Origin of the sequence: Amycolatopsis sp. NPDC059657 (genome assembly GCF_042734395.1) — a bacterium.
Taxonomy (GTDB): domain Bacteria; phylum Actinomycetota; class Actinomycetes; order Mycobacteriales; family Pseudonocardiaceae; genus Amycolatopsis.
This window is the reverse complement of sequence record NZ_JBHWEB010000026.1, coordinates 49,748-68,439: the sequence shown is the minus strand read 5'-3', so window position 1 is coordinate 68,439 and position 18,692 is coordinate 49,748. Positions and strand designations below refer to the sequence as shown.

Annotated in this window: 18 protein-coding genes; 8 read left to right on the top strand and 10 right to left on the bottom strand. The window is 62.5% G+C overall.

The annotated features are described in order from the left end of the window. Positions 1-597 precede the first annotated feature (597 nt). Together ACFV15_RS16915 and ACFV15_RS16910 are read right to left on the bottom strand one after the other, a co-directional pair. A complete protein-coding gene (locus ACFV15_RS16915) occupies positions 598-1,140 on the bottom strand; it encodes a hypothetical protein (RefSeq protein ID WP_378351380.1) in 543 nt (180 codons plus the stop codon). Between the two features lie 206 nt (positions 1,141-1,346). Continuing rightward, a complete protein-coding gene (locus tag ACFV15_RS16910; RefSeq protein ID WP_378351379.1) occupies positions 1,347-2,192 on the bottom strand; it encodes a hypothetical protein in 846 nt (281 codons plus the stop codon). Positions 2,193-2,685: 493 nt separating this feature from the next. On the opposite strand from ACFV15_RS16910, the gene ACFV15_RS16905 reads away from it, so the two are divergent. Beyond that, positions 2,686-3,696 carry a hypothetical protein gene (locus tag ACFV15_RS16905; RefSeq protein ID WP_378351378.1) on the top strand — a complete coding sequence of 337 codons (1,011 nt, stop codon included), beginning with the start codon at positions 2,686-2,688 and terminating at the stop codon, positions 3,694-3,696. A gap of 47 nt (positions 3,697-3,743) precedes the next feature. Next, on the top strand, positions 3,744-4,376 hold the full coding sequence (locus ACFV15_RS16900; RefSeq protein WP_378351377.1) for a hypothetical protein: 633 nt from the start codon (positions 3,744-3,746) through the stop codon (positions 4,374-4,376). On the opposite strand, the gene ACFV15_RS16895 is transcribed toward ACFV15_RS16900, so the two are convergent. Then, a complete protein-coding gene (locus ACFV15_RS16895) occupies positions 4,377-4,499 on the bottom strand; it encodes a hypothetical protein (RefSeq protein ID WP_378351376.1) in 123 nt (40 codons plus the stop codon). A 146-nt stretch (positions 4,500-4,645) separates the two neighbouring features. Between ACFV15_RS16895 and ACFV15_RS16890 the strand changes: the two genes are divergently transcribed. Beyond that, positions 4,646-4,951: a hypothetical protein gene (locus tag ACFV15_RS16890; protein ID WP_378351375.1), complete on the top strand. Its 306-nt coding sequence runs from the start codon at positions 4,646-4,648 to the stop codon at positions 4,949-4,951. A 490-nt stretch (positions 4,952-5,441) separates the two neighbouring features. Here ACFV15_RS16890 and ACFV15_RS16885 read toward each other — a convergent pair whose 3' ends face one another. Then, a complete protein-coding gene (locus tag ACFV15_RS16885) occupies positions 5,442-5,888 on the bottom strand; it encodes a hypothetical protein (protein ID WP_378351374.1) in 447 nt (148 codons plus the stop codon). 181 nt (positions 5,889-6,069) lie between these two features. Between ACFV15_RS16885 and ACFV15_RS16880 the strand changes: the two genes are divergently transcribed. From ACFV15_RS16880 to ACFV15_RS16865, 4 genes are all read left to right on the top strand, one after another. Continuing rightward, on the top strand, positions 6,070-7,254 hold the full coding sequence (locus tag ACFV15_RS16880) for a substrate-binding domain-containing protein (protein ID WP_378351373.1): 1,185 nt from the start codon (positions 6,070-6,072) through the stop codon (positions 7,252-7,254). Between the two features lie 632 nt (positions 7,255-7,886). Further along, positions 7,887-8,138, top strand: a complete 252-nt coding sequence (locus ACFV15_RS16875) for a helix-turn-helix domain-containing protein (RefSeq protein ID WP_378351372.1) — start codon at positions 7,887-7,889, stop codon at positions 8,136-8,138. A gap of 22 nt (positions 8,139-8,160) precedes the next feature. Then, positions 8,161-9,135 carry a restriction endonuclease gene (locus ACFV15_RS16870; protein ID WP_378351371.1) on the top strand — a complete coding sequence of 325 codons (975 nt, stop codon included), beginning with the start codon at positions 8,161-8,163 and terminating at the stop codon, positions 9,133-9,135. A gap of 31 nt (positions 9,136-9,166) precedes the next feature. Next, positions 9,167-10,162 (top strand): abortive infection family protein, encoded by a 996-nt coding sequence (locus tag ACFV15_RS16865; protein ID WP_378351370.1) that lies wholly within the window; start codon positions 9,167-9,169, stop codon positions 10,160-10,162. 270 nt (positions 10,163-10,432) lie between these two features. On the opposite strand, the gene ACFV15_RS16860 is transcribed toward ACFV15_RS16865, so the two are convergent. Beyond that, positions 10,433-10,855: a toll/interleukin-1 receptor domain-containing protein gene (locus tag ACFV15_RS16860; RefSeq protein WP_378351369.1), complete on the bottom strand. Its 423-nt coding sequence runs from the start codon at positions 10,853-10,855 to the stop codon at positions 10,433-10,435. A 155-nt stretch (positions 10,856-11,010) separates the two neighbouring features. Then, a complete protein-coding gene (locus tag ACFV15_RS16855) occupies positions 11,011-13,716 on the bottom strand; it encodes an ATP-binding protein (protein ID WP_378351368.1) in 2,706 nt (901 codons plus the stop codon). A gap of 391 nt (positions 13,717-14,107) precedes the next feature. Here ACFV15_RS16855 and ACFV15_RS16850 point away from each other — a divergent pair, with 391 nt between their 5' ends. Further along, entirely contained in the window at positions 14,108-14,596 is a 489-nt protein-coding gene (locus ACFV15_RS16850; protein ID WP_378351367.1) for a hypothetical protein, read from the top strand. Positions 14,597-15,319: 723 nt separating this feature from the next. Here ACFV15_RS16850 and ACFV15_RS16845 read toward each other — a convergent pair. The 4 genes from ACFV15_RS16845 to ACFV15_RS16830 all read right to left on the bottom strand — a co-directional run bounded on the left by ACFV15_RS16845 (position 15,320) and on the right by ACFV15_RS16830 (position 18,579). Beyond that, the gene (locus ACFV15_RS16845) at positions 15,320-16,669 is read right to left on the bottom strand and encodes a tyrosine-type recombinase/integrase (RefSeq protein WP_378351366.1); all 1,350 of its coding nucleotides are present in this window, start codon (positions 16,667-16,669) and stop codon (positions 15,320-15,322) included. Positions 16,670-16,813: 144 nt separating this feature from the next. Then, on the bottom strand, positions 16,814-17,314 hold the full coding sequence (locus ACFV15_RS16840) for a transposase (protein ID WP_378351365.1): 501 nt from the start codon (positions 17,312-17,314) through the stop codon (positions 16,814-16,816). Further along, entirely contained in the window at positions 17,295-17,594 is a 300-nt protein-coding gene (locus ACFV15_RS16835; protein ID WP_378351364.1) for a transposase, read from the bottom strand. Before ACFV15_RS16835 ends, ACFV15_RS16840 begins: the two co-directional genes overlap by 20 nt. Before the next feature lie 121 nt (positions 17,595-17,715). After that, entirely contained in the window at positions 17,716-18,579 is an 864-nt protein-coding gene (locus ACFV15_RS16830; RefSeq protein ID WP_378351363.1) for an IS5 family transposase, read from the bottom strand. Positions 18,580-18,692 lie beyond the last annotated feature (113 nt).

The window sequence follows — 18,692 nt, the reverse complement described above, 5'->3', positions numbered from 1 at the left end:
GCTCCGGGGCCTGTGCGCGGGACGCTGACGGCGTGACTGACCGCTTCCCCTGCCCATGTTGTGGCCATCTGATGTTCGACGAGCCGCCAGGTTCGAACAGCATCAGCTCGGTAATATCGAGTGGTACAAAGGCGCCGACCACAAGGCAGTCATCGACGTCCTGACTGGCAGCAAGTTCGGGCTCTCGCTGCCCCTGGATGAGCCGGACGACGAACCCAACTTCGTGGACGTGCCGCGCTACCAAGTCGCCCTGACTGGGAACGTTGACCGAAACGTCAAGTTCTACTTGCGGTGGGCCGTCCGGCCGCGGCGCGACAGCTGATCGCGATGTGGACTGTCGCAGGCTTGGCCACCGCCGGCTGGTTGCTGCTCGTTGGCGCTGTCGCTCTGAATGCTGTTTGGTCGAACAGGCCAGATCGGTGCGAGCGAGCCTGGCATGTCCTGGTGCTGCTTGTGCGGCGGCGCAGGTGAGGCTGCATTTAGCTCGTGAGACCCGGCTCGATCAGCGATCTCGGCCTCATCGCCGGAGGGCCTTCTTCTTGTTGCTTGGCGGTTTCTTCTTGTTGCTTGGCGGTTACTGCCCGGCTTCATCGCGGGTTAGTCGTCAACGATGACAACGCCGAGCCCTGAGTTCGGCCCACCGGGTATTTGAAGGAAGGTTTCGATGCCCGGGTTGCGTCGTAGGTCATCGAGAAGAGCCTGGGCGTCAACTTCGTTTCCGATCTTGGCTTCAGACCCTGGCCTCGGTTGACTAACCGGGCGCAGCCGGACCACGCGTAGTCGACGTCCTTCTTCGAGGGCTCGCCGACAAACGCCGCGCAGGTAGAAGCGGAGAAACTCACCAGTAACCAGCGTATGCACAGCTGCGCTTCGGTTGACGGCACGGAACCGTTGAACACCAGCCCGTTCGTACGGCTCCTGCACAAGCCAGTACTGTGGTTGGTTGAAGTTGCCTTCCAACCAGACGTCATTCTGTTCAGTGACGGCCACGCGAAGGAAAGTCGACCAGGCGTCGATGCCCTCTGGCGTGAGCCTCTTGCCGGGGTAGAGCTTGCCTTCGGCTATGTCGCGCTCGACTTCCTCGAGCATAAAGAGCCTGGTCGTTGGCTTGTCGTCGAGATTTGGTAGGTCAGTGGTCACGAGCGAAGCTCTTCTCTATGGGAAGGGCGGGGCAGTCTGCGTCGGGTTTGATGAAATAGCGGTCGCGCTGGCGGTCGCTGGTGTTACACGGAACCGGTAAAGTGGCAGGCCTGCGGGCCCATCTGTCCTCTGCCTGGACGTGACGGAAGTTTCAGCAGTTACAAGATTTGGTTCGTGCTTACGCTTGACGCGGCGCATGAAGATCTTCAGCCTGCTTCTATTTCGGCGAGGGTGGGGATCAGCTCCTTGACCATGGCAGCGTGGTCCTCGGCAACGATGAAGCGGATGTTGGAGCCCTGGATTTCGGTAGCCAAATCCTGGCCTCCTATGATGGACGGTTGTTGGTACAGAGGGACATTTGAGACGAGAATGAAGTAGTCGAACTGCCCTTGGGCTGCGTGGACTTTATCGGTGAAGCGCGCGATATCCTGACTAATGAGCGCGTTCCCGATAAATTTACTAGTTGTATCAATAGCAATTTTCTTATTTCCTGAGACGCTTAGGCCGAACCCATAGTCTTCCACGTTGACTCTGAGTCCCTTCGCCCACGCCCAGCTGCTGACCGTCGTGTAGACGAGGCGCTCGTAGTTCTCGTTAAGCGCTTGCAGCTTGCCGATATGCCTTGACATGGCACGCTGACGCACGCTGTCAGGCTCCGGTGTTAGAAGAGAAGCGGCGCTACCGGCAACGCTGGCGATGATGTCACTGGCTTCTTCGGGGGAAGCGCCTGCAACTTTCTTGGCGGCCTCCTTAATCAGGCCTGCTTGCGCCATCTTCATCTCGTTATCGCCGATCTTGATGCTGGCCGGAATGTGGCCTCCCAATGCGATGATGGCGCCGAAGAGCCCTCCAGCGAAAAGCACTGCTGTGCCGACTTGGTTCTCTGTCACGAAAACGGCAACTCCGCCCGCTGCCATGCTCGCCAGGGACACTACTGAGGCGATGATGCGCCCACCTTTGGGCAGCTCAAGGGCGGCCGAGTGCCGGATCTGGTGACCGCCGCCAGGCTCGGGACGATCTTCGGTTGACGTCTGTTCGTCGGCGCTTGTCATCGAGTGATTCGCCAATCTCGTGAGGTGCTGGTGAAGGCTTGTCGGCATACAGTCATCAGTTCGTGTGTTGACGGTGCGATGGCGGGTGCCTGTGCGTAGCGCTCTGCCAACTCCAGTCCCGGCCGCCGCAGTATCAACACTCGACAAAGCTGACGAGTTCAGGTCGTCGTCGCCTCAGGACGATGCCGCAACCAACGGCTACTCCAGTGAAGCCGACGGCCAAAAACCAAGCCCACGTCGCGCTGGTTGACACAGCCATGTAGGGCTGGAGGCAAGCGACCACGAGGTAGGCACCGGTTAGTCCGATCCATGCGCGTTGGCTGCTCATGTCGCCCTCCTCGCACTTGTAGGTGATAAGTCGCCTGTTGCTCCCTGTAGTTACAAGATCCGGCCATCAGGCAACGGGTGGCGGCCAGCCCGTCCCGTAACAAGGGCTCGGCGATGACGACTTCCAAGGACCGGGACTGCGAGGCTGAAAGAGGGGACGGAAGCCGTGACCGAAGTTCCGCTCGTACCGGCCACGGAGTTTCGTCTCGGAGGCGAGGACTACCAGCTTTCGCTCGATGACGTACTTGCGGCGGCCTCACGGTCGACGCCGGAACCACTCATGGAGCATTGGGTGGAGGTAGTTGGCCGGCGGTGGCCGCCGAAGCAGCTGCTTGAGCTGGCGACGGGTATTCGACGCGCCGAGTTCATCTCGCACATGGCCATCCGGATCTTCCGGCGGCTTGGGCTCGCCACGAGCGCCATGCCGAGCGAACGTGGACGAGCGGTCTCGCCCACAGACGTGAGGGCAGGTGACCGAGTGCACGACGGCGACGCTCTTGTCGACCTGGCCACGGTCGGCCATGCCTTCGCGATGTTGGTGAAGTTCCTGACAGAGGAGAGCCTGACAGCTCGTATCGATGGGCTCGAACGCGAGCTCGTCGACGCCGACTTCAACCGCGCGGGCGCCCTAGCGGCAGAGGGCGTGCTGACGCCCGAGCTTCTTGACGCAGCCCTGCTCGTACGGCGCCATGCCGGCCGCGTCAACGACTTCATCCACGCCTCGGTCATCCTGCAGGCCTTGCCCAAGATCCTGCTCCCCGGAGAGAGGGTAGTGCGGCGGCCGTCGCTGGCGTCGGGCAACGATCCGGAACGTAAGTTCGACCTCGAAACCACGTACCGGATCGCTGAGTTCAAGGTCTCGATCTGGAAGGGCGCCGACACAATGCGCCAGCGCACGTTGGTGGCCGATCTCGTCGGTTTGGTGCTGGACGTCAGCGACAGGAGGGCGCAGCTGTACGTCGTCGGCGAGAGGCCGATCCACTACCTGCGCAATAGCAGTTCCACTGTGCAGTGGGCGCTGGGCCGATCGTCGCCGGCGCGGCGAGCAGCGTTTGAAGCTCGATTCGGCAAGGAGCCCGTCGTGATCCGCGACTTCATGTCCAGCGTGGCTGACCGCGTTGAGCTCAAGAACCTGTGCGAGCTCGTCCCGGCGCTATCTGACCTGGTTGCGTCCTAGGCGTCCAGGTCGCCCTTCGTCGGACTCATCACCGATGGCGCAGTCGTTTGCCCACCTTTGACCTTGGAAGAAACTTGGCTTCTGGTGATGTCGATTCGCGCGGCCTCGGCCGATTGGAGCGACTGACCAGTCCTCGAGACGTCTGGAAGTACGAGGCCGCGGATTTCACTCCGTGGCTCGCCGAGAACATCGAGGTGCTCAGCGAGGCGATCGGCCTGCCGCTTGAGGTCGTGGACCAGGAAGTTGCTGTCGGTGAGTTCCGGCTCGACATCCACGCCGTCGACCTGGACGGCAAGGTCGTGATCATCGAGAACCAGCTCGAACCCAGCGACCACATGCACCTCGGCCAGCTGCTTGTCTATGCCAGTGGGCTGGAAGCTTCGACCGCGATTTGGATCACCACGCGCCTTCGTGACGAACACCGTAGTGCCCTTGCCGGGGACGCCACGTCCGCGTCCGCGGCGGTCGGGGCCTGTTACAGCGGCATCGACTCTGGCACCACGAACTGGGCGTGGGGCTCATGCAGCGGCGTGACGGGCAACAGCCACTGGCGCCTGCACGTGTCTTGCACATGGGGCAGCACGCAGTACTCGTCGTGGATCTACGGCAACGGCCGTGTCGATGTGCAGTGCCCGTGGCCGGGCTCGGTCCGCTCGCCCCAGATCGACATCATCTACTGATCACGCCCGGTTGCCGAGGTGCCCGGCGACGTCGAGGAACGATCCGACGTCGGAGCTGAGCTCCTCGTATGCGTGCCGGTGGGACAGCGTTAGATCCTGCTGTCCCACCGGTGTGTCGTTCACACGTCATGGTGATCTGACGTCGAGTTCGTCGCTACCGATGGATTTGATGCCGTTCCGCTCGACCAGCACGGACTCTCTGCGGTGTGCTACAGGTTGATCCAGAGGAACCGGTCGCGCCGTGCGAGAATTGCTGCCATCATCGGCCGGTGACGGAGTACTTCGGCCTCGACACGAAGAAGGCATCGGGCGAGCCTGCCGTCGTCGACGCCGCACTGCGCCGAGCGTGGAACGCATGCGCTGGCATGGCGTGCTCAAAGTGCGGGGTACCGGCTTGGCAGTACTGCCGGAACTCCACCAGAGGAACGCTGCTGGTGACCCGGTTTCACCGTCCCCGCCAGGAGGCAGCCGGAGCGCTCAAGATTCTGGCCAAGGTCGGGATACGCGAACTTAGTTGGGCGAAGGTCCGAGCTGGCGGCATCAAGTGGGATGACCGCCGCGTCCCGACCCTGTAGTACATTCCGCTACCAGGAGCGGCGTCAGCGCAGCTTGTACCCAGTGGCGGATTCGCCAGATGCGACGTCCAGCGCAGGCCACCTCCGACCCGGTCCTCGCTGCCAGCCGCAGCGAGCAGGGAACCGCGATCGCCTCGGCATGGGCAAGCAGGCTCGAAGTCCGCATCGCACACCTTGGAAGCCAGCTGGAATTGAACTTTCTATTGAGAAAGATATTCAGTCGTGAAGCCGGACGGCACACGGACACAACCAGATGGTGGTCCCCATCAGGGGCAACACCCTGATCGAGGTGGTCTCACCCTCCTGGCAAAAAGTCACTACGCAGTTCTATTCTCGCGGCAGACGACAAGCGGTGGATGCCGACGCGTCCGAGGGATACCTCACGAAATCGGCCTCGGCGGCAGGACTGTAGCGACGGGAGCGGTGGACATGAAAACGCGGCGCGGACCTGGTGTCCGCACCGCGGCTCTACTAGGTGCTCAGCGGTTGATCAGCTGCAAGTCCACGAGCGAGGATCGTCGGCGTCAGCGGCAAGGGCGCGGGATTGGGAGTTTCTGATCAGGTGGCAGATGTCATCCATGCTGACGGACTGGTCGTCGGCTCCAGGCTTTGCGCATCGCCAGCCGTCGGTGGTGGATGTCCGGAGCACAGGCTTGCGGCCCCATTGGGCGCAGTACGTTGCCAAAAAATCGGTAGGCGCCGTGGCGGCTTGCGGCGTCATCTGCGGGGTTGACGGTTCCGTGGAGACGGAAGGAGTTGACGGTTGGATCGGGCCAACTTGCTGACCGCAGGTCACGTTGTTGCTGCCGGTGACGTTGCAAGTCTGGCTGCCGCTGTTTGCGTCGCCACCGAACGCGCCTGTGACGCTAACGATCACTAGTGCGACCCCGCCCATACCCAGCCCTGTGACCGCTGCAACCCACATCTTCTTGCCCATCTCATGACCTCATCTCGCCTCGGCCCCTAAGGGAGCCTTTCCGTGGATTCATTCTGGGCCGGTTTTCCTTGACCCTTTCCTTGACTGCTCCGGCGTTGGCGAGTGTGATGATCAGGTTCCGGGCACGTCAAACGGTTCGGCATGGGAAACCTTGACCTACCGTTTCTTGTGAGGAGGTACAGTGGCTGGGTTTGAGCCGAACGACGATCCGAAGGTCCCGGGGAGTGGGCGAGGACGACCGAAAACCGACGAGCACTACACGGCGATCGCGGAGCAAGCCCACACGACTACGAACATGGTCAAGAATTTCTTCAGCCGGCCTAGCAAGCTAGGTGCTAAGACTCGGCGCCAGATCGCTGACGTCGTGGCCGACTACGGGTGGCGACCGGCGACACATCGACGGGGGACTCTTGCCGGGAAGACGATCGGCTACGAGGTGCCCCGCTCTTGGACGTCTCCGAACCCGATCTTCATTGCAACCTTCTACGCGTGCACCTTGGCAATCCAGCGTCAGGGCGGGCGTGTTGCCCCCTTCGTGGTCGACCCGGCCATTCCAGGATATGAGCACGAGAACCACGAGGATTGGCTCTTCCGATTCGGCCGAACGATTGCGCCGCGTGCCTATCAGGAGGTCTTTTCGCGACAACGCGTAAACGCGTTTGTCGTTGATGACCCGCGTGTGGGCGACGAACGGCTATCGTGGATGGATGAAGACCGTATCCCCTACGTGGTTCTGGGGACGCCGGAACACGCTGAGCGCCGCTTTAACACTGACATCAATGACGCGCAGGGTTTCAAGGCGATGGTCGGACGACTGTGTGCTGCTGGCTGCAGCCGACACAAGGTTGCGCACTACGGATTCGCCGAAGACGGAACTATGGTCCCTGGCCGCCGCAGAAGCGCAGTCGCACAGGCACTTGGGATTCGGCCCGAGGGTGTACCCCGTCTCGACAGGCCCTATCAGGCGACAGACGATCTCGCCGAGATAGAGCGGATTGCAGCCTGGCTGAGGAAACGACAACCCGATGCGGTCGTATGTGACAGCGATGCCTTCGCAATGCTTGTAAGCGCCGCGGCACCGCGCGCTGGCCGCCGCATCAGTTTGCGTCTTTCGGATCCTCGCGATCCGACCGAGTTACTACTAGCCGGTTGCGACGACCTTCCAGCACGTCGTACCGCTGAGTCAAGGTGGATGACGCTCAGACAGCCTGCGGGCGCCTGGGCCGAGAAAGTCGTTGAGCTGCTAGCCAATGCGATACATGGCGATCCACCGCGCAGAATCCTGGTGGAACCAGAGATCGTCGATCCGCCACTCGAGTCTGCGAAGCTATCCGATCACTCGATCGTAGCGCCGGAGAAATATTGACCACTCTTTCGAAAAGCCGTCCCCCTGCGCGATGAGGCCTATCCATGCTTGCACTGCTGTCGATGGTCCCGCAGGGGGAATCTGACACAGGTGAAGCCCGGAGCGATGCGGAGAGCGAATATCCCGGTCGCACGTCGAGTAGGAGCAAAATATGATCACGAGTAAAGCCGTGGTGCAGCCGCGGTCGAAACCCGCGGACATAATCAGGCGCTGATCGATGCAGCAAATTACGGACTCAAAATAGTCCAAAAATGGCAAAATCGAGCTATTCCATAGCCATAGCACCTGGCTCACACGCCGCCCGACACAGCTCCGAGCCTGCCAACTGCAGTTGCTGCAATGGCCATGCGGCGCGCGATTGGGCGAGCTCTGTTCGAACAAGTTGACGGTGCGACGAAGTGAGGCGTTTCCTGCTGGTCTGGCCGGGCTCGGCCGTTCTCGTGTCCCCTGTAGATCTTTGAGAGAAATCCTGCCACGCCCACGCGTGAGACACGGAACTTTCGACCGTGCGTCGCCAGGTTTCCCGTCTAAGTCGACACTAGAGGCAGGCCAGTCGATGTCCAAGTCGGCGACCTGACCTGCGGACGTCCGCGCGGCGCCGATTGCCAGCGGATCGCAACACTCTGTAACCGATGGAGGGTGATCCGCAACGGATGGTAGGTCGCAAGCAGCGGGCCTATCGACTTGAGCGCGGGCTCAGGCAGGAGCGATTCGCAGATGTAGCCAGCGTGCATCGCACGTACATGGGCGGGTTGGAGCGAGGCGAGTGGAAGCTGACCCTGAAGTCGCTGGAGCGGATCGCCAGGCAGCTGGAAGTCGCCCCTCAACCCGCTCTCGTGGGGTCCGACGGTCGTCAGCTCGCCTGGGTGGCTGTGCGAGAATGACCGGTCGGCTTCCTTGTTGGAGATGATCATGGTCAACGATCCTTACCACTATCCACCAGACCTCGTGAGCCTCTTGATCGACACCATCCCCGTGTTGCACCGATCGAAGCAGGATGTCCTGGGGTTCTTCCGTGGTAGAGGTATTGCAGATGCACTGCTGGCCGATCTTCAGCACAGGGTCGATGCGGACCGCGACTCGATCAGCAAGTACGAAATCGCCAGAACCGTTATTGAGCGGGTCAACCAGCTAGGTGACACCGGGCTGCGTGTACGCCGGGAGATCGTGAAGCGCGTCGTCGAGTGGGAGGACTTCTCTACCTGCTGGCCGGACAAGTCGGGCCAGGCCGAAGGGCTGGTTGCCAAGGTGCGCCAGATGGTGAACGTGAAGGATTCCTTCACGCGGATGCAGCAGGAGCGCGACCGTGAGCGCGAGGACCGGCTGCGTCCGCAACGCGAAGCGGCCGAGGCGGCGCAGCGGAGGCGCGAGGAGCGACAGACGCTCTACCGCGAACTCGTTTCACTGTTTGGCATGGCCAACCCGCAGCAACGCGGAACCAGGTTTGAGGCGCTCCTGAACAAGATTTTTCAACTAGACGGGCTCGGCGTTCGCGAGAGTTTCACACTGGTCATCGACAGTGGACAGGTCGGTGAGCAGATCGACGGGTTGATCGAGCTCGGCAACCAGCCATACATGGTCGAAGCCAAGTGGTGGAACAAGCCGCTCGGGGTGGACGGTGTTTCCCAGCACCTCGTCCGAGTATATGGCCGAGCTGGCGTGCATGGATTGATCATCTCGGCCAACGGCTTTGCTGATACGGCTATCGAACAGTGCAAGACTGCGCTCAGTCAGAGGACTGTTGTCCTGGCTGAGTTGCGCGAGGTCGTGTTCATCTTGGAGCGTGAAGGCGACCTGGCGAAGTGGCTCAAGGCCAAGACGTACGCGGCAGGCGTGGACCGAAAGCCGCTGCACCTCCCGGACTTCGAAAACGTAGTGTGACATCGGCGGCGCGACTTGTAGGCTGAGCACCGTGGCGACGGTTGCGGGGAGGAAGTTGGTAGTGAGTACTCGGCCCGACAATTCTCACGCGTCTTCACGTATCACTGAAGTCACCCGTCGAAGAATTCTAGACGAGCTTCGACTTGGGGACTTCGCGTGGGCTGGGCGGCTGGATGAGGTTGAATTTCTGAGTCGCTTGTATGATCTCGACGCGCTTCCCAGCTTCGATAGTCGGTATCAAACCGCTAGACGGGACATTGTCCAGCATCGTTTCAACAACGAAGACTGGGAAGAAGATTGGGTTTTCCGTGACGAACGCTTTGAGCTTGAGCGCGGACCTGACGATGTTCTACTTCGATTTTTGGCAGAGATGCTTCACCCGATGGTTCGATCGGACACCGGTGAAGTTCAAGACTTACTTCGCCAGTTCAATGATGCGTTGCGGCCAGACGGGTACGAACTGGTTGTTGCTGGCGCTATCAGTGGGCTTCCGGTGCACGAAGGACGGTTGCGAGGCACGTTTCATGGTGAGCGTCTCTTGCTCGGCCTTGACAATCGCCCGCTCCTGACGGATTCGACAGTCCTGCACGAGCATTTGGCGCGGATCAGCGGTAGTGTTAGCCGTGATCCAGCAGCGGCTATTGGATCTGCAAAAGAGCTAGTTGAGAGCCTTTGCAAGATAATCCTTGAACGAAGTGGGCAAAATTATCCGCGCAGCGAAGATTTGCCAGCCCTGTATCGCCGGGTTGCGGAGTTGCTGCGCCTCAATGCTGAGTCGGTGCCGGAGAGCGCGAAGGGTAGTCAAACGTCGCAGAAGATCCTTCGGACACTGAGTACAACCGTTCAGAGCATTTGTGAACTGCGCAACGAGCTTGGTCTCGGGCATGGAAGGTCACTGCCGAGCCCGGCGCTTGCCCGCCATGCGCGCCTCGCTCTCAATAGCACGGTCACCGTCACTGAGTTTCTATTGGATACCTGGCAGGATCGCGTAAATTCTGGTGCGCTGGTGATCGTGTCGACCAAGTAGCTTGCTTGAGATGCTTCTTTGGAGGAAAGACGACCGATCGCTCACTTCGGTGTGAAGTTTCTATGTACCGTGGAGTTTGGGTGATTGAGCAGAGATGGCTCGACAGGCCAGCACCTGGCTCGGGCAACAGTCGGGGACGCCTCTTGCAGGCTTCCCTGACAGGAGCGATGCTGGTCGACTGGTCGGAATCGCCGGCGAAGTGGCGATCCGAGTGCGGCGACTGTATCGTCGATCCTGACGTCACTGCTGGCCGCGGTGGATGCCTGAATGCTAGCCAGGGCCGCGAGTTCCACTGGAGCGGATCTCGCCTAGCAACATTCCGCCGTGAAGCAGCGGGACGATCGGAATCCTCTCGGCCAATCCGCGGCCGAGTAGCGTGGTCGTTTCCCTCATCACGGAGTTCGAGTCGAGCGCCGACGAGCCAACCACGACGACCACGCCGTCAGCCTCGTGCATCATCGCATCGAGTCCCGATTCCCAGTCATCGCCGGTGCTGAGCAGCCAATCACCCAATACCCGGTAGCCGGCAAGCTCGAGGGCTGACCTCAACTGGAGAACCAGTGTGGAATCGTCGCGTCTGGTGTAGCTGACAAAAATACCCATGGACTGATCGACGGACGCTGGCGCGCCCGCCATGGCACCGACTTCTGCGGAGAACTGCTCTGGAACCTGCGCTGGTGTCGGTTGGTCCACGGCTAGCGACATGGTGGTCCCTCGCCCTCGGCAAGTTGAGTGTTCGACTAGATGGGTATCGAGACGGCCAGAAATGACCGGTATCTGTGTCGCTGCCGGCCTTCCGCCTCCCTTACGTTGCGTTCTACCTTCACTGGCAGATTCGGTATAGCGGGTCAGGGCGTGATCTGGGCATCGTTGAGACGTTGGCGGACCTCTGCAGCTTTGTGGGGGAGGCCGGTGTCGTCGTAGACGTCGGCTGCTTCTTGCCAGCACGAGATGGCGTCGCAGGTTTGGCCGAGCTGGTGCAAGCAGGTCGCGAGGACGTCCAACGGCTCCGCGACAGTGTGGTCGCGGTTAAGCGGGGTACTGCGCCCGAGGGCGATCGCGTCCCGGCACAGCGCGATGGCCCTGTCGGGATCGTGCAATCCGAGCCAGGCTCGCGCCAATTGTGTCAATGCCGCTGCTTCCCCGCGGAGGTCGCCAACTTGGCGCCGCAAGCTCAGGCTGCGCTCGCCGTGTTCGAGTGCGAGTTGGTAGTTTCCAATGCGGGTATGGGCTTCACAAAGGTTTCCGTCCACCACTGCCTCCATGCGTCTGGCACCGATTCCCCGGCTCAGCGGTAGTACCGGGCCCAGACACCGGACTGCCTCCTCAGCTTGGCCTTTGGCCAAGAACAGCAAGCCACGGGAGTTGAGAAGAGATGCCTGGAGCTCTGGATCGTCGAGTTGTTGGGTCAGCCTTACTGCGCGGTCGAGGTAGGTCTGAGCCTGTTCCCACCAACCCATCCCAATAGCTGTTTCTCCGTAGAGGAGAAGGAAAAACGCTTGCTGAGTGTGGTTACCCGCCCGGTCAGCTGCGGCAATCCCCATTTCTGCGACAGCGATCTCCTCCTTCGGACTGCCTGCAGAGCCAAGGAATCGACAAGCGTGGGCAAGGGGGATGATGTGATGCTCGAGCTGATGGTCAGCGGCGTACTGGAGCGCGGCCAGCAAGTTCGTGCGTTCGGTGACGACCCAGGCCCACGCTTCATCGATTCCAGTGATGGGGTGCGGGTAGTCCGGTTCGACCACGACAGCCGGTACCTGGCGGAATACGCGGAAGAGCTGGCGGTCGGCGGTACGGGCGGTATGGGTGTACCACGTCAGCACGGAGTCGAGAGCGCGGTCGCGGTCGTCGGAGGTGTCGTGGCGGCGGGCTTGCTCGGCGGCGTAGGCACGCAGCAGGTCGTGGAATCGGTAGCGGCTTCCCGCAGTGAGTTCAACCAGGTGCGCACTTGCCAAAGCGGCGAGCTGCCGGCGGGTGTCAGCGGGGGACAACTGGGCGAGGGCTGCGGCAGCGGGCAGCGACAGGTCCGGCCCGGGATGTAGGCCGAGGCGCCGGAACAGCTGTGCTTGTGCTGCTGGAAGACTCTGATAGGACCAGTCGAACACGGCACGGACTGCAGCCCGCTCGTCTCCAGTCTCGCTGAGAACGTCGAGGCGGGTCCAGTCGTCGGCGAGTTCGGTGACGACATCGACGACAGCCAGATGTGGATGCGCCGCGACGCGGCTGGCCGCGATCCGTAGCGCCAGCGGCAACCGCGCACACAGCCGGATCAGCTCGTCGACGGCGTCGGGTTCGGCGGCGACACGCTGCGCACCCAGGACACCAGTTACCAGATCGAGCGCCTCGAGCGGCGTAAGCAGGTCGAGTGTGAGGCGGTGGGCGGCGTCGGTGACGACCAGACCGGTAAGGCTGTCGCGGCTGGTCACCACCACCATGCAGTCGGCGGCGCCGGGCAGCAAAGGCCGGATCTGTTCAGCGCTGCTGGCGTTGTCTAGCACCATCAGCAGTCGTTTGCCCGCAAGTTGCGAGCGCAGCAAAGCCGCCTGCGCACCCACCTCGACAGGGATCGCGCGGGGTGCCACGCCCAGCGCGCGCAGGAACCCGCCGAGCACCTCGCCCGGGGTGGCGGGAGTGCCGGGGCCATAGCCGCGCAGATTCGCGTGCAGCGTGCCGTCAGGGAAGCGGTGCTGGGCACGGTGGGCCCAGTGTAGGGCGAGGGTAGTTTTGCCAATCCCGCCAGCTCCATCGACTGCGGTGATCACCACCGAGCGGGCAGCCTGTCCATCAAGGCTGGGCTCGCGGGGGCCTGGTGGGATCAACGCGTCGAGTGCGGCCAGGTGCTCAGCGCGACCTGTGAAGTCTCGCACAGAGCCCGGCAACTGCCGTGGCACCAACCCGCCCACTCTCGTGCGCGGTCGCCCGATGCTCGGCGCGCCACCTCCGACCACCGCCGCCGCAGGGTTGGGAGGGAAGGGATGGTCGGGCAGGGTGATCCAGCCGGTCGTGTCAGCTTCCTTCACCTCAATCGAGACCGGGCGCCAGGTACCGGGTGCGGCTGCGGGAGTGTGGCGGATGACGTCGTCGAACAACCAGTTCGACGTGATCACCGCTAACACACCCGGTGACCCGGCCAGAGCCGCTTTTAGTGGCGGGGCGTCGCATAGCCGGAAAGCCAGGATCAGCGAACTGGAGGTGACGCCATGCTCGTCGTAGCTGACCTCCCCGGCGTGCAGGGCTATTCGCAACCGGATCTGCTGAGCCTCGGGGTGGGTGTCGTTGTACACCCGTAGGCGTGCCACCAACGCTGGCAGCACCGCCTCCACGAACACGGCCTTGTCCATCTCGGCCGGTAGGAGGGCGAATACTGCGTCCCCACGATCTTCCCGGTAGCAGTCCTCCCACTCCAGGCCAGCCGCGCCGAATGCCGCAGCCATCACCGTGTACAGGCCGTCACGCACGGCCCGCTGATGCGGCCCCGTCCGCCGCGGATCCCCGAACCCCTCCACATCTGCCACCACGATCAAGTGATGCCGCGAGCCCCGCCTCGCCACCATCGCCCCTCCCTGTGGTTCGGCGAACAGACAAGCCTTGACAAGGGTCCCAGGAACCGGCCGCAGAGGTAAGCACCGCTCAGGGCGGTTAAGCACCTGATTACCAACCGAGATCCGGCCGCTAGCAGCGCGCGTTCGTATCCTTGTGCCGCGGGATACCGGTGTGGATCTCAGCTCCTCACCAAACAAACGCCAGGTCATTGAGACCCGCTCAAAGACGTCGATACCGGCCACTTAGATCGAGCCGCGTCACTGTGTTCATGAACGTCCGGCAATGCCGATGTCCCCACGACATCCGCTCAGCCCGCGGCGGGGTGGAGGTCTGGTCAAACCCGACCACCGCGGCTGACTCAATTCGGCTGCGACTTCCTCGACGAGCGGGCACTATGACCGCATGTCGGATCTTCAGTGGGATGAGGTCAAGGACTTCTTCGACCCTGGTCTGGTGGGGGCCCTTCCCGACGTGTTCGTACCGGATGCTTCTGCAGATGACTGGCAGACAGTGTTCGACATGGTCAAGGCGCGTGGTTGGCAATGGGAGTTCCGGCTGGGCGGTGTGATGTCGCCAATGCCTTTGGCCACCGAAGCGCTCGTTCGCTCAGCCGACGCTGAGCTGGCGGAACTGAGGGTCTGGCCGGTTCCAGGGGTGCTCGTGATCTTCCGTCTCGTGGTGGCCGAGGAGATCGACTTCGACATCGATCTGAGGGAGTTGCAGGGGCAGGCCGGCGTCGACATCCTCTGCGGGTTCCTCGCTGAAATCGGGCGGGAGCTGAAGAAGCCAGTTCTCATGACGCCGGAAGGCGGAAATCGGGCACACCCGGTCCTCGGGTACGACCCGGTGCTCAACCGAGTGGTTTTGTTGGCCAATCCGCTATTCCGGTGAACTCCAACAGCAGACGGCAACTCGTGGCTCAAGGACATCTGTCTATGCCGCTTACCGATCGTTCGGGAACGCAGCGTTCACCAACCGCCCGCGCAAGAACCTTTTCCACTTTGCACTGCTGCCGATGGTCCCACGACTGGCGACCCGGTGGTCCCACAGCAGGGCATCCGACGAAGGTAGAGCCCGGAGCAACACGAAGAGCGAAACAGCCCGGACGCGCTTCGAATAGCCACCACACATGATCACGAGGAACGCCGCGGCGCGGTCGAAAACCGTGGACACATTAGGCTCCCCGCGACGGACCCTCGCAAGCGCTGCGACCAGCGGCGACACGCACCGCACAGCGCTCCCAGGGTGCTCCCGTGCCAAAACATTGCCCGACACCGGGCGACACTCAACGGTACTCGAAAACGAACACCTCTCATTTCTAGCTGCACAATCGGCATTAGACGACACTAGGCAACTTTTAATCCGTAGGTTGTGGGTTCGAGTCCCACACGACCCACTCGATCGATATCCCCGCCGCCCAGCGGGGATGTTTTTGTTGGCGGATCCTGCTCGGAGCGCGATGATCTTGGGTGGGCTCCGTGGGGGCGCCCGGAGTGCCCGGCCATGTCGCGAGCTTTCTTCCGGTGTCATGGCGCAGGACGAAGCCACGCGCGAATCGCCTTTTCGATCTGTCTTTCCGATTTGCCGTGATGATTCGTGGTCGAGTCGTTGTCGCTATGCGGCCTGACGAGCGGTGGGCGCGTGGTGCCTGCCAGCTGTTCGCGGCTGCCGGTTCCCAGACTTGCGTCGTCTGCGTGGTCGCAGACGTGTTCCCGTCGTTCGTGCAGCGTCGAGGATGAGCCGAGCTGTTGCTTCGGCGGATTGGCGAGCGAGGCCGGGCAGGACGCTCAGGTAGGTGTCGGCCGTAAGCACGATGCTGGCGTGGCCGAGCAACGCCTGCACCGTCTTGAGGTCGTTGCCAGCGGCGAGGGACAAACTGGCAGCGCCGTGGCGCAGGTCGTGCAGCCGCACCGGCGGGAGCCCGGACTCGGTATTGAGCCGCCGGAACAGATGGGTGACCGAGTCCGGACGGATCGGCTCGTCATTCGTGTTCGGGAAGAGGAACCCGACCGGCTGCCCGACGACCGGATTGCGGCAGGTGGCCCGATAACGGCGCAGCACATTCATCGTGGTGTGATCGAGGGCGATGACACGGTTGCTCGCCTCGCTCTTCGGCTTGCCAAGCTCAACCCGACCGCCGACCTGCCGTGCTTGATGCGACACGGTCAAGAAGCCGGCGTCGAGGTCGATGTCGCTCCACCGCAACCCCACGACCTCACCGCGACGCAGACCGAGGACCGCGCACAGATGAAACAGCGGGTACAACCGGTGCTCGAGGACACCGGCCAGGAACGCGGCAGTCTGCTCGACCGTCCACACCGCCACCGGCGGGCGTTCACCGAGCACCTGCCACTGCGCGACACGCGGCGGCGTCCACACCACCGCGTGTGGACGCCGCCCCGCCGGCAGCTCGACATACCGAGCGGGATTACGGTCGATCAACTCGAGCCGTACCGCTGCGTTGAGTGCCGCGCGTAGCGTGGCGTGGATCCGCTGCAGGGTTCCCGCACTCAGCGGGGAACCAGCGACACCGCTGGTGCGGATGATCGAGGTGAACATGGCCTGCACTTTGGGCTGCTTGAGCTTGCCCAGTTTGATCCGGCCCAAGTAAGGGATCAGATAGGCTCGGACGTGCTGGCGATAGCTGCGCAAAGTGGATTTCTCCAGCCCAACCCGAGTGTCCACCCACAGTTGGAGCCACTGCCCGACAGTGATCGCCGTAGCGGCGGGTTCCGGGGTCGCCGGGTTGATCAGATAATTCCGCGCCTGCACCGCCGCCGCCCGCGAGGCAAACCCGCCTCGCCGCAGCTGCCGGCGTCTGCCGTTGCACCCAGGAAGTTCAATACGGAAATACCAGCTCCCGTGACCACGCTCCCCCAGCCGGGAACAGCGTGAATACAGCCGCTTACCGCCTTCGTCGCGGCACCCGCAACGTTTGAAGACTCCTGCTGATTTGCTCACCATGACGTCTCACCTCCGGCCCCGGATGGCGAACATCAACATCATCCACCTTCAGCACGAATTTGATCCAGCGATGATCACACCACTCGGTGCCGAGTCGACAAGGACGGTCCTGGGCGGGTCACTCGATCATCACCGATCATGGTGCTACCGCTGAGGCTCGTGGGACAACTGCGACTTCAAGTGACGCATGGGCTCTGTCCAGCGGAAACGCCCGGAACTCCCGGGCGTGTCGGACGCCGGGTGTGTCGGTCGGTCGCCGTACCGTGATGGGTTCCCGATCCTCGAGGAGGCAGGATGACGGCCCAGTTGACAAAGGTCTTTGCTGGTGTAGCCGCCGTCGGCCCAGACCCAGGTGACTCCGCGTTGCACGGCGTGTAGCGCGGGCAGCAGCTTGCGGGCGGCGGATCGGTCTTGCAGGTTGGCGGCGGTGACCAGCACGAGCAGCAGTAATCCTTGGGTGTCGGTGGCGATGTGGCGTTTGCGGCCGTCGATCTTCTTTCCGCCGTCATAGCCACGGGAGGGTTTGCCGACGGTTTCGGCGGCCTTGACCGACTGGGAGTCGATCACCGCCGCCGAGGGTGCCGGGTTCCTGTTCGCGCGCAGCCGGATTTTCTCCCGTAGCCGGTCACGGATCTTCTCGAACACCCCGGCCTTCGACCAGCGGGGTGAAGAATCCGTGCACCGTTTTCCAGGGTGGGAAGTCCGAGGGCAGGGCGCGCCATTTGATGCCGTTGTCGGTGACATACCGCAACGCGTCGATGATCGCGCGGCGGTGATGTTTCTCCGGCCGCCCGCCCGCCGCGGTCTCACATGCCGGTTTCGGCAGCAACGGCTCCAGCAGCACCCACTCGGCGTCGGTGGTGTCGGTGGGGTAGCGACGAGAACGACAGCCCGCTGGCGTGGGCCGATCGGTGATCGAGTACAAAGGGAGACCGGGCCTCTGCTGGGAATGATCGTGATGTGGTGTCAAGATCACTAGCAGAGGCCCGACCCATACCCGCAACCGGCATCAAGGACGGGTTCTTAGAGCCTGTCTTTGAACCTGGTCAGGTGGTCCTGGCCCGCTTTTTCCGGCGGGTCAGGCGCCTGGTCATCATAGTGATCATCGAGATGTTGATGAACGTGGCGGAGTGCTCAGGCAGGCGTTCGTAGTCGCGGACGTTGCGTCGTGCTTGGGTGATCCAGGAGAAAGTGCGTTCGACGACCCAGCGCCGCGGCAGGATGACGAAGGTGACCTGTCCGGCGATCTTCTTCACGACGTCGAAGGTGATCCGCAGGGTGTCTTTGGCCCAGTCGACCAGCGCTTTACTTGTGTAACCGCCGTCGGCCCAGACCCAGGTCACACCGCGTTGGACGGCGTGCAGTGCCGGCAGCAGCTTGCGTGCGGCGGCACGGTCTTGCAGGTTGGCGGCGGTGACCAGCACGACCAGCAAGAGTCCTTGGGTGTCGGTGGCGATGTGGCGTTTGCGGCCGTCGATTTTCTTCCCGCCGTCGTAGCCACGGGACGGACGGCCGACGGTTTCGGCGGCTTTGACCGACTGGGAGTCGATCACCGCCGCAGACGGGGCCGGATTGCGTCCCGCGCGGGACCGGATTTTCTCGCGTAGCCGGTCCCGGACCCGCTCGAATATCCCGGTCTTGGACCAGCGGGTGAAGAACCCGTGCACCGTTTGCCATGGCGGGAAATCCGACGGCAGGGCACGCCATTTGATGCCGTTGTCGGTGACATAGCGCAACGCGTCGACGATCGCGCGGCGGTGATGTTTCTCCGGGCGGCCACCCGCCGGGCCCTCACATGCCGGGCGCGGCAGCAACGGTTCCAGCAGCGCCCACTCGGCGTCAGTGGTGTCCGAGGGGTAACGACGGGTGCGGCAGCCCGCTGACGTGGGCTGATCGACAACACGGTACAAAGGAGATCGGGCCTCTGCTGGTCGTGATCATGATGTGGTGTCTAGATCACTAGCAGAGGCCCGACCCATATCCCAAAACGGGATCACAGACAGGCTCTTAGAGCAGGCCGTTG

Bases quoted from the DNA above. Each gene is read 5' to 3' on its own strand.
- ACFV15_RS16875 (WP_378351372.1), top strand. From the start codon at position 7,887: ATGGAGGGTGATCCGCAACGGATGGTAGGTCGCAAGCAGCGGGCCTAT.
- ACFV15_RS16870 (WP_378351371.1), top strand. From the start codon at position 8,161: ATGATCATGGTCAACGATCCTTACCACTATCCACCAGACCTCGTGAGC.
- ACFV15_RS16885 (WP_378351374.1), bottom strand. From the start codon at position 5,888: ATGGGCAAGAAGATGTGGGTTGCAGCGGTCACAGGGCTGGGTATGGGC.
- ACFV15_RS16845 (WP_378351366.1), bottom strand. From the start codon at position 16,669: ATGGTGAGCAAATCAGCAGGAGTCTTCAAACGTTGCGGGTGCCGCGAC.
- ACFV15_RS16850 (WP_378351367.1), top strand. From the start codon at position 14,108: ATGTCGGATCTTCAGTGGGATGAGGTCAAGGACTTCTTCGACCCTGGT.
- ACFV15_RS16910 (WP_378351379.1), bottom strand. From the start codon at position 2,192: ATGACAAGCGCCGACGAACAGACGTCAACCGAAGATCGTCCCGAGCCT.
- ACFV15_RS16855 (WP_378351368.1), bottom strand. From the start codon at position 13,716: ATGGTGGCGAGGCGGGGCTCGCGGCATCACTTGATCGTGGTGGCAGAT.